The sequence below is a fragment of the Neobacillus sp. DFD-2R genome (genome assembly GCF_057747865.1).
The window spans coordinates 5,401,453-5,416,254 of the sequence record NZ_CM173228.1; the positions used below are offsets into that span (position 1 = coordinate 5,401,453).

Below are 14,802 nucleotides of genomic sequence, written 5' to 3' on the forward strand. Positions count from 1 at the left end.
GTTACTAATTTAGCCGATTGTTATTTTACAGAGTTTTTTTCCTCACATCTTTTCGATGATTGAAGCCCTTTAATCATTTCAAACACTACATTAAGCCATCCTGCTGTCTCAGTACCTTTTATCTGGATGACCATTTTAAATCTTTGGCCCTCCATTCCAAGACTGACCATTCTGCCAAATTGGCTGCTTATCTTAAAAATCTTTTCTCCATCGATTGTGTTGCTGGCCTGCTCAGTTACTAAAATGGTAACTTCCTGTTTTCCTTGTTTTACAACTTCAACGCCCGCAAGAAGCGCAAAAACCTTCATTTCAGCGATTTGGAAAAGATAAGCGACTTCGTCTGGATATTCACCAAACCGGTCAAGCATTTCATCCTGAAGCTCTTCAATATCCTCAAGAGTTTGTGCTCCTCTAAAACGCTTATACATTTCAATTTTTTGATGTCCATCTTTAATGTAAGTATCCGGAATATAAGCATCAATTTCGAGGTCGATTTCAACCGTAGCTTTTTCTTCCGCCTTAAGGTCTCCTTTTCGCTCCTCAATGGCTTCTTTTAACATTTGTGAATACAGATCAAAACCTACAGAATCGATAAATCCATGCTGTTGGGCTCCTAATAAATTACCGGCACCGCGAATCGATAAATCACGCATGGCAATTTTAAAACCTGAGCCTAACTCAGTAAACTCTTTAATTGCTTGCAGACGCTTTTCAGCGACTTCCGTTAAAACTTTATCCTTCCGGTATGTGAAGTAAGCATAAGCCACCCGATTCGACCTGCCGACCCTGCCACGGAGCTGGTATAATTGTGATAGTCCCATTTTATCTGCATCAAAAACAATCAATGTGTTTACATTCGGGATATCGACCCCTGTTTCAATAATCGTCGTACTGACCAGGACATCAAATTCCCCTGATAAAAAGCCTAGCATAACAGATTCCAATTCATTCTCGGACATTTGGCCGTGTGCATAGGTGACGCGGGCATCAGGCACTAGCATCGAAATCTCTTCTGCTTTTCGCTCAATATCTTCTACTCTGTTATATAAAAAGTAGACTTGTCCGTCGCGTGCTAATTCCCTTTCAATTGCTTCTCTTACAAGAGACCCGTTGTATTCCATCACATAGGTTTGGACAGGAAAACGATTCTCAGGCGGTGTCTCGATTACCGATAAATCCCTGACGCCGAGCATTGACATATGAAGCGTTCTTGGAATAGGGGTAGCTGTCAATGTTAAAACATCAACATTTGTCTTTAACTTTTTAATTTTTTCTTTATGGGTAACCCCAAACCTTTGCTCTTCATCAATAATTAATAGCCCTAAATCACGGTAAACCACATCTTTTGACAGCAGCCGGTGTGTTCCGACCACAACATCGACAGTGCCTGCATTGAGACCCTTAATGGTTTCGGTTTGTTGCTTTTTCGAACGAAAACGGCTTAACAAACCAATATTAATCGGAAAATCCTGAAATCTCTCTCTCATCGTTTCATAATGTTGCTGGGCCAAAATAGTCGTAGGCACAAGAAAAGCTACCTGCTTACCGTCAGAAATTGCTTTAAATGCCGCTCTGATAGCCACCTCTGTTTTCCCATAGCCCACATCTCCACAAAGCAAACGATCCATTGGGCGAGGCCGTTCCATATCCTTTTTAATTTCATGAATGGAACGAAGCTGATCTTCCGTTTCCTGATAAGCAAAGGCCGTTTCAAATTCCCTTTGCATATCCCCATCCGGAGAATAGGCATAGCCAACAGCGGCTTCCCGTTCCGCATATAATTTGATTAAATCATCCGCTATATCTTCTACAGACGATTGGACTTTCTTTTTCACCTTTTTCCAATCACTGCCGCCAAGTTTATATACCTTCGGTTCTTTACCTTCCGAACCAACATATTTCTGAACAAGATCGATTTGTTCGACGGGAACATAAAGTTTATCGGATCCCTGATAACGAATATGCAAATAATCCTTATGGATACCATTTATGACAAGTGTCTCAATCCCTAAATACTTCCCAATCCCATGATTAACATGGACAACATAATCACCTATTCGAAGTTCCGAATAGCTCTTAATTCTTTCCGCATTGGATAGCTTTTGTCGTCTCGTTGACTTTTTAACTCGTTTATTAAAAAGCTCTTCCTCTGTGATGACAGCAATTTTTTGGATGGACAGCTCAAAGCCGGAATGCAGGTTTCCTTTTGAAATTTGTACTTTTCCCGGTAAAAGCTGTTGATCCTCACCTAAAACGCTTGCAGAAATTTCGTAGTCCTCTAAAACCCGTTCGAGCTTTTTAACGCGTTCCGCATCAGGTCCTAAAAATAAAATAGAATAATTGCCTTTTTTCCACCTGTCTACTTCCGTTTTTAATAAATGCATTTGTCCATGGAAATTTTGCATTTGTTTACAGGAAATATTAATAATATTTTGCGGGCTCGTATTTGCAACATGACGAAGAAACAAGGACATATAAAGAATTGGAAAATCCCTTCTTTGTAATAATCCTTGCAGGTCATGAGAAATATGTATATCATGGATGATTTGCCCTTCACTTAGTAAGGATGTATACCATTCCGCTTCTTCCTTTACAAGCGAATCATTCATTTCTTGGACCCTGCTGATTTCATCAATGAACACAAGGCCATTACTTGGAAGGTAGTCTAGTAAACTAGTAGTCCGCTCGTAGGCAAAGGATAAATATTTAAAGACCTGGTCAGGTTTTTGTCCATGTTTCAGCTGCTCCAGTTCAAAGCTGATATTTTGCGAAAGCTGCATTTTCGCCTTGTCATCTTTTAATTTCCTTAGGCTCTTAGCTAAGCCGGACTCAAGATGACTAATAATGCGGCTGTAATCCTCTTCTTCAAGAAGAATCTCTGTAGCGGGTCCAATCAAAATTTCTGAGACCTTTTCTTTCGATCGCTGGTCTTCAAGGGAGAAAAAACGAATCGAATCTATTTCTGTATCAAACAATTCAATTCGGAGCGGATCGGCCTCAGTTAATGGATAAATATCAATAATCCCGCCTCTTACACTAAATTCCCCGGGAGTTGAGACCATTTCCGCTCTTACGTATCCCATCTTAACAAAAGTATTTAATAGCTGATCCACATCTAAATCTTCCCCAAGTTTTAATGGAAGCTGATATTTTTTCCATAAAGACTTAGGCGGAATAATTTTTCTTAGTCCCGAAATCGGAACAATCATAATGCCCCGTTCGCTCTTGCTCCAGTGGTTCAAGGCTTCGATTCTTTGGGCTTTTAACTCCGGACTGGCTATGCTCATCTCAGCAGCAATCAACTCATTTGCCGGGAATAAAAAAACTTCATTTTCACTTAATAGATTGACAATATCATCATATAGTTTTTGTGCTTGTAATAGATTGTGTGTAACAAAAAGAATCGGCCTGTTCATCTGTTCATAAATGGAGGCAGTAAGCACTGTTCTCGACGAACCGGATAATCCGGCAATAAGCTGCTCCTTCAATCCTTCCTCCACTCCGGATATAATCGAGCGGATATCTTCCTGCTGAAGGAACAATGATTTTAAACCATTCAAAATTTATCCTCCTCTCCTAAACAAATTCCTGCTTAACTATATTTTAGGGTTTTTAATTTTTGAATATTATAAATAGAAAAATGCTTTGGAGTTCCTTCCAAAGCTGGTTAATGAATAAGGAAATCATATTGATGATAATCCGGATTCCGCTCTAAGGCTTCTTGACAATCCTCACATATTGCCGTTATGTGAATATCACCTGAGAGGTCGTACGCAACCATTTCCTGTCTTTCTTGTTCAGTTAATTTATGAAGGCCAAGAGTTTCGCTGTGTATCGACGAGTTTTCAATTGAACCTAATTTTGTACCACAATGGCGACAATGATAATGGATAGCCACGCTTGTCCCTCCCTAGTCTCTGATTTATAATTAGTATTACCCTATAGGAGGAACTTATACAAAATTTTTCTCAGTTTAACTGACTGTGATTTCTTCCCTTCCTAAAAATAAGAAGGTTTGATTTATTGTATGAATAAGGGGCCAATCTCATGAACAATTACTGATTAAATTCGTTCATTACTTCGGGGAACGATTTCTCCAGCCAAGCTTCACACGCACTTGCACTTTTTTTAACCGCATCCCCTTGGGTTGAAAGTTCGTCCTTACGAAAACGACCTAATACATAGTCGGGGACGCTCATTCCTTTTTCCGGCCGGTCAATTCCGATTCGAATTCTGTTAAATTGCTGTGTGCCAAGATGGGCTACTGTCGACTTAATTCCATTATGACCGCCAGGACTGCCTTTTTGGCGTAGCCTAATTTTCCCTACCGGTAAATCAAGATCGTCATAAATCACCACTAAATCTTCTACATCTATTTGGTAATAGTCCATTACAGCTCTAATAGATTCTCCCGATAAATTCATATACGTAAGTGGTTTCAACAGTAGGATTTTTTCACCCTTGTGAAAGCCGATTCCGTACAACCCTTTAAATTTAGACTGATCCAACGGAATACTGAATTGGCGTGACAATTCATCGATTACTTCAAAGCCAATGTTGTGCCTGGTATGTTCATATTGCTTTCCCGGATTGCCTAAACCAACAATTAATTTCAATTTTCCCACCTCTTCCCGCCCAGTCCACCTACTAAAGATTTTCCGTAACATACTCTTCTCCTATATTAAAACAATTATAAATATTAATCTGATGATTGCTTCAACACAAAAACTGCAAAAGACGTAACCTAAAAACAGGTTACGTCTACTTACTATTCTCCTACAGGAGTTGTTTCTCTTCCTTCTTCATTAACAGGGTGACCTGATTCTTGTTGTTCCCCGGCATTAATTTCCTCTTCTTGCTTAGGAGGAAGGATGGATGCAACCACTTCGTCTGCTTCATGGTTAATGGTAAATGAACCTTGATAAAGAATATCAGCAACCGTTACCGTTTCGCCTACCTGTAAGTTCGTTACATCCACTTCAATTTGCTGCGGGATATCTCCCGGAGTAGATGTAATGGAAAGCTCATGAACAGGCTGCTGCAGAACACCGCCATCTTTTACGCCGGCTGCCTCTCCAACAAGTGCTAATCTCACAGTCACATTGATTTTTGAAGATTTATCAACGGCTAGAAAATCCACATGAATGATTTCCTTTTTTATAAAATCCTCTTGATAATCTGTAAGTACTACATCATGCTTACTGCCGTCCACATCAAGAGCAATGACCCCATTCCGGCCAACAGTGCGGATTGTTTTAGTTAAATCAGCGGAACTAACAAACACCGGCTTGTTCTCAATCTTTGCTCCATATATGACTGCAGGGATATTTCCATCATCTCTGATTTTCTTTAACGCTGAATGCCGGAATTCCTTCCGTTCTTTTGCCTGTAAAACAGTACTCATGAGTTTGTCACCTTCCTAATTTAGTTAAAATCTGCCTATATAAAAATTGCCCTAAAATAGGAAGGTCTAAACATAGAAGTACAGAATCGTCACAAATTATTAATCAAACAGTGTGCTAACGGACTGTTCTTCGTGGACACGAATAATCGCTTCACCAATTAACGGAGCTACAGATAGGTTAATAATTTTATCGATCTTTTTCTCTTCCGGCAGTGCAATGGAATTGGTTACGACTAATTCTTTAATTTTTGAATTTTGAATTCTATCAATGGCAGGTCCTGATAATACAGGATGTGTACAGCAAGCGTATACTTCAAGGGCACCATTCTCTACCAAAGCGTTTGCAGCGAGGGTAATGGTTCCTGCTGTATCAATGATGTCATCAATTAAAATCGCTACTTTACCTTCAATATTACCAACGATATTCATAACTTCTGCAACATTCGGTCTTGGACGCCGTTTGTCAATAATCGCAATTGGTGCTTTCAAACGCTCAGCCATTTTTCTAGCTCTCGTTACCCCGCCATGGTCCGGAGACACAATAACAATATCACCATTTAATTCCTTATTCTTAAAGTACTCTGAAAGAATAGGCACACCCATTAGATGGTCAATCGGAATATCAAAGAAACCTTGGATTTGCGGAGCGTGTAAATCAAGACAGATGACACGGGTTGCACCGGCTGTCTCAAGCAGGTTTGCCACTAATTTCGCCGTAATCGGCTCACGTGCACGTGCTTTACGGTCCTGACGGGCATAGCCATAGTACGGCATAACGATATTAATTGTCTTCGCAGAAGCTCTTTTTAAAGCATCAATCATGATTAACAATTCCATGATATGTTCATTAACAGGTCCACTTGTCGACTGGATGACATACACATCGCAACCGCGGATACTTTCCTCTATATTGATTTGGATTTCTCCGTCACTAAATCTTGTTACAGAACTTTTTCCAAGTTCAACACCGATGAATTTTGCAATTTCTCTAGCAAGGGGAACATTTGAATTTAAACTAAACACCTTTAAATTTGGATCTAAGTATTGATTTGACATGATTGCCCTCCTGAATCATTCGCTTATTTCTTTAGATTTAACTTTTGAACGTAATTTTCCTTATTCACTTGCTGAGAACGGGCAATGGACAATGCATCACCGGGTACGTCTCTAGTTATTGTTGAACCTGCTGCCACATAAGCGCCTTTTCCTACCGTGACAGGGGCTACCAGATTTGAATTACAGCCGACAAAGACGTCATCTTCAATTTTTGTTAAGAATTTATTTTTACCATCGTAATTAACAGTAATCGAGCCGCAGCCAATATTGACATTGCTGCCTACCTCGGCATCGCCAATGTAGCTGAGATGTGATGCCTTGCTGCCTTTTCCGAAAATAGCCTTTTTAATTTCGACAAAGTTGCCGATTTTTACGTCATCGGCAATGTCGGAATCCGGTCGAATGTGAGCAAATGGACCGATATTGACATGTGCACCGACGGAGCTTCTATGGACAACCGATTGACGGACAACTGTTTCATCACCAATTACGCTGTTATCAATTTCTGAGTTAGGCCCGATTTCGCAATCTGACCCAATTACAGTGTTCCCTTTTAGCATCGTTCCCGGATAGATAACCGTATCCCGGCCAATTTCAACATCTGTTCCAATGTAGGTATTAGCAGGATCAATAATCGTTACTCCATTACGCATATGGTTTCCATTTGTGCGCACACGCATAATCCGCTCTGCTTCAGCTAATGCCACCCGGTCATTTACACCTAACGTTTCTTCAAATTCATCAGTTTGGAAAGCTGTGACAACTTCCCCTTGTTTCTTCAGTATTTCAATTACATCAGGTAAATAGTATTCTCCTTGAACATTATCATTTGAAACATTTTTTAATGCTTCAAATAAAGCAAAATTGTCAAAGCAATAAGTTCCGGTATTAATTTCATTTATTTCCCGCTCTGCTTCTGTTGCATCTTTATGTTCAACAATTTTTTCAACAAGACCGTTTTCATTACGAATAATTCGGCCGTATCCGGTCGGGTCATCTATTTTTGCAGTAAGAATCGTAGCTTTTGCCTTTAATTCCTCATGGTGTTTAAAAAGTGACTCCATTGTTTCTGCCCGAATCAAAGGGGTATCACCACAAACAACAATGGTTACTCCTTCTTTTCCTGCAAGAATGTTATCCGCCTGCATGACAGCATGAGCTGTGCCCAGTTGTTGTTCCTGTAGGACATATTGACTCTGGTCCCCTAATTGTGCCTTTACCTTTTCAGCTCCATGACCAATAACTGTGACCATTTCATGTATATTGAGCTTTGTTACTTGATCAACAACATGTTGGACCATTGGTTTATCACATACAGGGTGTAATACTTTATAAAGCTTAGACTTCATCCGCGTTCCTTGTCCTGCGGCTAAAATCACAGCAAACCGATTTGACATGAACAGGCCTCCAATTTACCTTTTTATCCATTAAAAATATTAACGTAAATGACCTGCCTTTTCAAGGAATGAACCGAAAGTGTCAAATTTTATTATCTGGAAATTTTTTATGAAAGGATTCTGAAAGAATTTTCGAGGAAGGATAAAAAATAAAAAGAGCCCTACTTGTGAAGTAGGCCCTAGTTGTATTAATCCTTAGGAAGCTCCGGCTTCTTCAAATTCTACTTCTAATTCACCTAAACGGTGATACTCAGCCAATACAGCTTCTTGGATTTTACCGCGTGTTCCTGAATTGATTGGATGCGCAATATCACGAAATTCTCCGTCCGGAGTACGTTTACTTGGCATAGCCACAAACAAACCGTTGTTACCGTCGATAACCCGGATGTCATGAACGACAAATTCGTTGTCTAAAGTGATTGAAGCAATTGCTCTCATGCGTCCATCCGTATTAACACGGCGTAATCTTACGTCTGTTACTTCCATTTGCTCACACCCTTTTCTCATAGATAAAAAGCTAGTTAAATAAATTCAACAAAAATTTATGTATTCCTTCTTAAATTTTAAAATTTTTTTGAAAAATTAGGGCAAAATAGTGAACTATTGTAAAAAATGGTCATTATTTTACAAATTAATACAAAAAAGTAAGCGGATTCAAAGAAAAGCGGAAGCGCCAAGGCGCCGAAGCCGGACATTTCATTTCTCAAAGTTGAAATTTTATTATTTTTTTGCAAATAAAAAACGCTCGTTTATTTCACGAGCGCTACTACTTCAATTTCAATTGAAACATCCTTCGGCAACCGGGCAACCTCTACACAGGATCTTGCCGGCTTGTGCGTGGAAAAATATTCGCCGTATACTTCGTTTACTAAAGCAAATTCATCCATATTTTTAATAAATACGGTTGTTTTCACAACGGTTTCAAACGAAGCTCCTGCAGCAGCAAGAACCGCTTTCAAGTTTGCAAAAACCTGGTGTGTCTGCTCCTTTATATCTCCTGTAACCAAGTTTCCTTCTGCTGTTAAAGGAATTTGTCCTGAACTATAAAAAATATTATTAACAATAATTCCTTGGGAGTACGGTCCAATCGCAGCAGGTGCTTCATTTGTTTGAATTACGTTCATGTCTTTACCTCCAGTTTACTACCTTTTAAAATAATTTCCTTCTCTTACATTTATCTTTTTTTGTTTTACATCTACTTCAGTTAATTGAACTAGGGAAAGATATTCATCTACAAGTCGTTCATGAATTTTTTCTGCTTCAACTAAAACAGCAATCCCTGCAACACTTGCATTAAATTCCTCAAGCAGACTGATCATTCCCATAACCGTTCCGCCGGCTTTCATAAAGTCATCAACGATCAGAACCCTTGAACCCTGTGCCAGGCTTCTTTTGGACAGGACCATCGTTTGAATTCTTTTTGCCGAGCCGGAAACATAATTAATGCTGACCGTGGGTCCTTCTGTTACTTTGCTGTCTCTTCTGACGATAACTACTGGACTATTTAACTGACTGGCCACTGCATATGCAAGGGGTATCCCTTTCGTTGCCACCGTCATGACAACATCAATTTTCATATCAGAATAAGCGGATGCAATAATTCTACCCGCCTTTTGAACAATAGAAGGATTGCCTAAAATATCAGTTAAATATAAATACTCACCCGGTAAAAGCCGATCAGGATCAGCAATTAAATCGCAAAGCTCCTTAACAAACGGTTTTGATTCTTCTTCGCTAACTTTGACGAAAAATTTAACTCCACCGGCAGCCCCGGGCACCGTTTGAAGTGTTCCGATGCCTCTTTGTTCAAATGTCTCTTTGACAATAGCTAAATCTTCACTTATCGATGATTTTGCGGAATCGTAGCGCTCAGCAAAAAATGTTAACGGAACGAGCTCACGAGGATGGTCCAATAAATAATTCGTCATATCAATCAATCGTTCACTGCGGCGAAACTTCATAGCTAACCCCCAAAAGACGAATATTCTAACTAAAGAATATCACTATTGTACGCATTTAATCAAGAGAATGCCGTTCACCTAACATACGTACGGCAAATACTTGATCGCAAAACCCTCTAAGACCATTATAGATACGATGCATTCTCGAATCGTGCTGGACAATCCCGAAAACAGTTGGCCCGCTGCCGCTCATCAATACAGCGTCAGCTCCAAAGCGTTTCATTTGATCCTTTATTTGTGCTACTTCCGGATGGAGGTTTAAAGTCACGTCTTCTAAAACATTCCCTACATTTTCACACACTTTTTGATAATTATTGTCTTTTATAGCCATTATCATTTCATTTATATTTGGATGCTGCATTCCGTTCAAATCAAGCCTTCTGTAAACTTCTGCTGTTGAAACTCCAATAAAAGGCTTAGCAAGAATAACCCAGCAGGTCGGCGGGGCAGGAAGGTCGGTAATCATTTCTCCTCTTCCTTTTGCAAGGGCTGTACCTCCATAAACACAAAATGAAACATCCGAACCTATTTCAGAACCGAGCTCTGCTAATTCATCTAATGTTAATCCCAGGTCCCAGAGCTTATTTAAGCCTCGTAATGTCGCTGCCGCATCACTGCTTCCTCCGGCAAGTCCTGCAGCAACAGGGATGGTTTTTTCAATACAAATCTGCACACCTCTTTTTATTTGAAATCGATCCTTCAATAGCTGTGCAGCCTGATAGGCCAAATTGCGATGATCATCCGGAACATATCGATTATGGGAAAGAATATGTATTTTATCTTGATTTAATAAAGTTAGTTCAACCCGATCGGCCAAATCAATCGTGGTCATAATCATTTCTACCTCATGATATCCATCAGGACGTTTGTGCAAAACATCTAATGATAAATTAATCTTGGCCGGTGCTTTTACTAAAAGCTTCACGCTCGTCCACCTACTTTTGTAATTGTCCAGCTCCTGCGCCTAAGCGCTTGCGCTTTACCGAAATCCATATTTTGTCCTATTTTACCACAAAAAGATAAAAGTAAGACGTGACATATGATAATCCTATCAAATAAAATATTTTATCATTAGTATGATTGAGAATAAAGTGTAGGAAGAAAATAAGAGCATGAATATTAATTATCATATTTTTTATTGGGGAAAGATGAACAAAAGGCGCAAGCGCCCGGTTAGCGGCGTATGGACTGGAGCGCTTCGACTGAGATAAAGGAAACACGGAGAGCGATAGCGATCCGATGTTGACTTATCGTAGGGAGAAGAGCGAAGTCCACTAGCCGCTGGGCGCTGGAGCTGAATTCAGATAACTTTTTTCAAGTTATCCACACCTAATTATTTTATAGTTTCCTAAAAGATTAAAAAAGCCAGGGGTTTCATGCCCCTGACCTTACCGTGGTAGATGAATGATGTTTAAACTAAAAGCGGAAGTGCCGTTAGAGTTATTGCTTAGTCAGCAATTGCTGTTCTGCAAGTTCGATGGCACGTTTCACCATATTCCCTGCGTCCCTTGCACGGATGCCGCCCCATCCCTCTTTTTGAACGACATCATAAAAACCAAGCTCTTTTGCAATCTCCTCTTTAAAACGTTCCGACATGATACCTCTTCTTCTGCCCATCTAAACAACCCCTTTCTTCACTCACGGCATTCTTAGTATGTTCAAATTAGAAAAGCGTAAGCGCCCGTTTAGCGACGTATGGACTGGAGCTACTCGACTGAGATAAAGGAAACACGAATCGCGTTTTTTGCGATTCGATGTTGACTTATCGTAGGGAGGGTAGCGAAGTACACTAGTCGCTGGGCGCTGGAGCTGGACAATTCTCAAAGGCAAAACTTTTTACTTACTTGTACAAATAGCAAAAAGCAGTAAACGGTTAGTTTACTGCTTTTTATTGCTTATATTCTAACTTAAAGCTACATGTCCTGTTGCATCTTCATAGAAAGTAATTTGAACAGTTTCAGTTAAGATATCCGCGTAGCTGTAAGAAACACGTTCAAATGCATTTTCATCTTGATCTAACTCAATTACAAAAACAGAAGGGTACGTTTCCGCTAATACACCGGAACGTTCGATTGTTTTTCTACGTCCTCCGTTTGCCTTAAGTAACAATCTTTTCCCTAAATTTGAATCGAGAGCCTTTTTAATATCGGCTAAGGTTTTTGGCATTCGGTCCACCTCACTATGTAAAGTATAACACGCTGACATAGTTCTGTCAAATAAAAACATAAAATTATATCAGTCCGACAAAATGATTGTCAATATTTTTTCGTCTACTTTTTCTCCCAAATTTCAACATTCCTATGGTTACCATAACAGGGGAGGAATATGTGCACCCGTAAAAAAATAAGCCTTCATGAAAATAAAGGCTTATTCTTCTTCTTCTTGCACTGGTCGATAAGGCATTCCTGTCCGTAAAACACCTTTTGTTTCTATTCCGCCTAATCCTTTTTCGCCTGTTAGTGTATTACGTAATACGTCCCAAACATTTATTCTTTCCATAAAGGGAGTAAAACTTATTTTTGCAACAATATATACGGGATCCAGTGCATGTATATTGATCCTTGATGGGGAACTGGCATAATTGGCACCTGCATGGATAAGCGATTCGAAATGGGATTGACATGCACCTGCAAATATCACGAGTTGATCTAAATGGGGGATTTTTCTCCGCGCTTCCCTGACTGTTTGGACAAAATGTTTTGAATGGCGATACGCATTGATATCCGACATTTTCCCTTTGGCCTTTGAATAGGCATCATGACCGGTGATGACAAGGATATCGGGGCGGTAATAATCTATAAGCTGACCAATTTTACCGGGCATCTCCTTTTCATTACAATGGATACCAAATACGGGAACCCCGATTTTCTCATATAACGTCAAACACTTTTTCAAATAGGATTGATCTCCGTCCAGATGGAGGACCTTACCCGGAATTTGAAAGTAATTCGTTGGTTTAACATATCCGCCCGTTGCTTCATATTCCTGCCTTTGCTTGATAAGATCGACATCCTGTGTAAAAAGCCGAAAAGATTGCTCTTCAAGATTTCTATATTCCTGTGTCATCTTAGCCCTTTCATATGGATTGATGACAATCAAATCTTCGTAAGGAGCATCTGCAACCAGGCGAAAATCTTCACCATAAAGAATGGCCATTTTTTGATCATTTAATATACGAATATCAATAACGCGGAATAGAATATCACAGTTATACGATCGTCTGCCGACCATATCCATCAAATTAATATCCACTGCCTTCACTCCAATAAGACCTGAATATAGGCCTTACAAATAAAGTTTCTTTCATAGGCTATGCAAATTCCTTTATACATGTGACTTTTTGTGAAAGTGAAGTACCTATTAGAGGTATTAGCGAAAAAGTAATTATGTACCACTTTGAGGTAAATATTTATAAGGCAACTTTTGTTACGAATCTGATTTTGTCCTCCAGCTAATAAATTTCTTAAATCTCCTGCTCTAAAACTGAAAAAAGACCCGAAATGGGTCTATCGAAAATAAGGATATAATTCATCACTTAAGCGGCCAAATTCCTCTAAGGATAGTGTTTCTCCTCTTCTTGAAGGTTCAATCCCGCTTGCAGCTAATGCGGCAAGGATTTCTTCCTTTTTCTGCTTTCCATCCTGAAGCTGGCTTGTTAAATTATTCAGCAAGGTTTTTCTTCGTTGAGCGAAGCCGGCTTTTGTTACTTGAAAAAAGAAATCTTCATCCTTTACTAAAACAGCAGGTTTTTCCCTTTTCGTAAGTCTAATAACAGCAGAATCGACATTCGGCTGCGGAACAAAAACCGTTTTTGGAACAATCATGACTGTCTCAGCCTTTGTATAGTATTGAACAGCAATCGAAAGCGAGCCATAATCCTTTGTACCGGGGCTTGCTGAAATTCGATCAGCCACCTCTTTTTGGAGCATCACAACAATGCCGCGGATCGGTAAGCGTTCCTCAAGCAGCTTCATAATAATCGGGGTTGTCACATAATAAGGAAGATTAGCTACAACCATGATATCCTCAAGATTTGTAAACTCCTCATCCATCACTTCCTGTACGTTCGCCTCCAGGACATCCTTATGAATGATTTTCACATTAGGATAGGGAGATAATGTCTCAGATAAAATAGGCAGCAATCTTTGATCAATCTCAAAGGCAACCACCTTTTTACTGCTACGTGCCAACTGCTCCGTAAGCGCACCGATTCCCGGTCCGATTTCAATTGCACTGGTATTCTCACCAATTTCAGCAAAATCCACAATTTTCCGTAATATATTTGTATCAATTAGGAAGTTTTGTCCAAGGCTTTTCTTAAAAGAAAAGCCGTATTTTTCAAGAATGGCCTTCGTCCTAACGGGGGTAGCAATATCTTTATTCATTATTTTCCTCCTGCCTTACAACAGCAATTGCTTCTGCGAATTCCTTCTTACTAATTTGAAACATCATTAAGCGCTTATGCAGTTGTTTACCATTTGTATAACCAATTTTTAAAAGCTTTCCGAGAACAATTCTTCGTTCCTTTGAACCTTCTCCGCCGATCAGGCCGGCCGTGATTAGGTCCTCTTGCGTTATTTCTTCAGAAATGGTTTCATGCATGGGTTGAGCATATTTAAGTGCTTCTCTAATCGTTTCCGGGCTGGCATGTTCAACCCCTACCCCTTTGCCATTTTTTGCTATCGCTGCTTCTTTTTCTAAGAAGGCATGTTTACAGCCCGGGACTTTTTCAGCAATCGTCTTCCTAATTTTTTCACCCGGGTAATCCGGGTCCGTAAAAATAATAACCCCTCTTGATTTCTGAGCGCGTTTTACCTTTTCAATCGTTTCCAAATTCACAGCAGAACCATTTGTTTCAATGGTATCCGCATCAACAGCCCTTTTAATTGCGGTAGTATCATCTTTTCCTTCAACAACAATAATCTCTTTAATCTTCATTCTTTTCGTCCTTTTAAAAAAATATATAATTGAAAAAAACTTGAAA

General features: G+C 39.6%; 15 protein-coding genes. All 15 read right to left on the reverse strand.

What is annotated here, in order from left to right:
- Nucleotides 1-20: 20 nt before the first annotated feature.
- The 15 genes from mfd to rnmV all read right to left on the reverse strand — a co-directional run bounded on the left by mfd (nucleotide 21) and on the right by rnmV (nucleotide 14,756).
- Entirely contained in the window at nucleotides 21-3,560 is a 3,540-nt protein-coding gene (gene mfd, locus AC3ANV_RS27185; RefSeq protein WP_488311620.1) for a transcription-repair coupling factor, read from the reverse strand.
- A 107-nt stretch (nucleotides 3,561-3,667) separates the two neighbouring features.
- Complete coding sequence (gene fin / locus AC3ANV_RS27190; RefSeq protein ID WP_488311621.1) at nucleotides 3,668-3,898, reverse strand: anti-sigma-F factor Fin; 231 nt, start codon at nucleotides 3,896-3,898, stop codon at nucleotides 3,668-3,670.
- A 157-nt stretch (nucleotides 3,899-4,055) separates the two neighbouring features.
- A complete protein-coding gene (gene pth / locus AC3ANV_RS27195; protein ID WP_488311622.1) occupies nucleotides 4,056-4,616 on the reverse strand; it encodes an aminoacyl-tRNA hydrolase in 561 nt (186 codons plus the stop codon).
- A gap of 152 nt (nucleotides 4,617-4,768) precedes the next feature.
- Nucleotides 4,769-5,404, reverse strand: a complete 636-nt coding sequence (locus tag AC3ANV_RS27200; RefSeq protein WP_488311623.1) for a 50S ribosomal protein L25/general stress protein Ctc — start codon at nucleotides 5,402-5,404, stop codon at nucleotides 4,769-4,771.
- A 99-nt stretch (nucleotides 5,405-5,503) separates the two neighbouring features.
- Nucleotides 5,504-6,460 carry a ribose-phosphate diphosphokinase gene (locus tag AC3ANV_RS27205; protein WP_488311624.1) on the reverse strand — a complete coding sequence of 319 codons (957 nt, stop codon included), beginning with the start codon at nucleotides 6,458-6,460 and terminating at the stop codon, nucleotides 5,504-5,506.
- Between the two features lie 23 nt (nucleotides 6,461-6,483).
- Complete coding sequence (gene glmU / locus AC3ANV_RS27210; protein WP_488311625.1) at nucleotides 6,484-7,857, reverse strand: bifunctional UDP-N-acetylglucosamine diphosphorylase/glucosamine-1-phosphate N-acetyltransferase GlmU; 1,374 nt, start codon at nucleotides 7,855-7,857, stop codon at nucleotides 6,484-6,486.
- A gap of 195 nt (nucleotides 7,858-8,052) precedes the next feature.
- Complete coding sequence (spoVG, locus tag AC3ANV_RS27215; RefSeq protein ID WP_003347151.1) at nucleotides 8,053-8,343, reverse strand: septation regulator SpoVG; 291 nt, start codon at nucleotides 8,341-8,343, stop codon at nucleotides 8,053-8,055.
- Nucleotides 8,344-8,606: 263 nt separating this feature from the next.
- Nucleotides 8,607-8,981, reverse strand: a complete 375-nt coding sequence (locus AC3ANV_RS27220) for a RidA family protein (RefSeq protein ID WP_488311626.1) — start codon at nucleotides 8,979-8,981, stop codon at nucleotides 8,607-8,609.
- An 18-nt stretch (nucleotides 8,982-8,999) separates the two neighbouring features.
- Nucleotides 9,000-9,818 (reverse strand): pur operon repressor, encoded by an 819-nt coding sequence (purR, locus tag AC3ANV_RS27225; RefSeq protein ID WP_488311627.1) that lies wholly within the window; start codon nucleotides 9,816-9,818, stop codon nucleotides 9,000-9,002.
- 55 nt (nucleotides 9,819-9,873) lie between these two features.
- Nucleotides 9,874-10,743, reverse strand: a complete 870-nt coding sequence (gene ispE / locus AC3ANV_RS27230) for a 4-(cytidine 5'-diphospho)-2-C-methyl-D-erythritol kinase (RefSeq protein WP_488311628.1) — start codon at nucleotides 10,741-10,743, stop codon at nucleotides 9,874-9,876.
- 515 nt (nucleotides 10,744-11,258) lie between these two features.
- Nucleotides 11,259-11,435 (reverse strand): small, acid-soluble spore protein, alpha/beta type, encoded by a 177-nt coding sequence (locus tag AC3ANV_RS27235; RefSeq protein ID WP_488311629.1) that lies wholly within the window; start codon nucleotides 11,433-11,435, stop codon nucleotides 11,259-11,261.
- Nucleotides 11,436-11,720: 285 nt separating this feature from the next.
- Nucleotides 11,721-11,984, reverse strand: coding sequence for a biofilm formation stimulator Veg (veg, locus tag AC3ANV_RS27240; RefSeq protein WP_488311630.1), 264 nt, complete (start codon nucleotides 11,982-11,984; stop codon nucleotides 11,721-11,723).
- A 201-nt stretch (nucleotides 11,985-12,185) separates the two neighbouring features.
- Nucleotides 12,186-13,070 (reverse strand): sporulation peptidase YabG, encoded by an 885-nt coding sequence (gene yabG, locus AC3ANV_RS27245; RefSeq protein ID WP_488311631.1) that lies wholly within the window; start codon nucleotides 13,068-13,070, stop codon nucleotides 12,186-12,188.
- Nucleotides 13,071-13,324: 254 nt separating this feature from the next.
- Nucleotides 13,325-14,203 (reverse strand): 16S rRNA (adenine(1518)-N(6)/adenine(1519)-N(6))-dimethyltransferase RsmA, encoded by an 879-nt coding sequence (gene rsmA / locus AC3ANV_RS27250; protein ID WP_488311632.1) that lies wholly within the window; start codon nucleotides 14,201-14,203, stop codon nucleotides 13,325-13,327.
- A complete protein-coding gene (gene rnmV / locus AC3ANV_RS27255) occupies nucleotides 14,196-14,756 on the reverse strand; it encodes a ribonuclease M5 (RefSeq protein ID WP_488311633.1) in 561 nt (186 codons plus the stop codon). Before rnmV ends, rsmA begins: the two co-directional genes overlap by 8 nt.
- Between the last annotated feature and the right edge of the window lie 46 nt (nucleotides 14,757-14,802).